The following is a 526-nucleotide window of genomic DNA, read 5'->3' on the forward strand; positions in this document are numbered from 1 at the left end:
CCACAATTACAAACGACGGGGCGCGGTAGTTGTGAATTTTCAATTACCAGAGATGAAACAAAAATTATTTTTATCCGAATCATATGGAGCATGGCGGGATTTTAAGGCTCGCGTACTCATACCCGCTATTGAAAAAATCAATGCTCATACAGATATATGCGTAACGTTTAGGCCAAAAAAAATGGGCAATTGTATTACTGCGATTGAGTTTGCGTACTTCACCCAATGCCCTAGTAAAAGTGAACATATAGCACGGCCGAATCTATTTCGCCGCCCTAAAGTCAAAAAAGGGTCAGCTAAAGAAGGTGTCTGGGCTCGTGCAAACCTCACGTTATTAAGAACCTATGAGTTGTTAAAGCAGAATCAAAACCCTGATTTTAGGTTGGCAAAAGTCGATATTAGGCGCTGTATAACGTATGCAAAAATCCTTGGTGACGATGAAACTAAGATTTTTTACTCTAAACAATTGAACAAAAAAACCATAACGCCTTAATGTTTATACTACTGCATTACGAGTAAAACATTT

General features: G+C 38.4%; 1 pseudogene. It reads left to right on the forward strand.

Annotation, left to right across the window (positions count from 1 at the left end):
• Positions 1-493, forward strand: a pseudogene (locus R0J88_RS18740) (replication initiation protein); the annotation flags it as partial.
• Positions 494-526 lie beyond the last annotated feature (33 nt).

The sequence above is a fragment of the Pseudoalteromonas sp. SIMBA_162 genome, assembly GCF_046535955.1.
Taxonomy (GTDB): Bacteria; Pseudomonadota; Gammaproteobacteria; order Enterobacterales; family Alteromonadaceae; genus Pseudoalteromonas; species Pseudoalteromonas marina.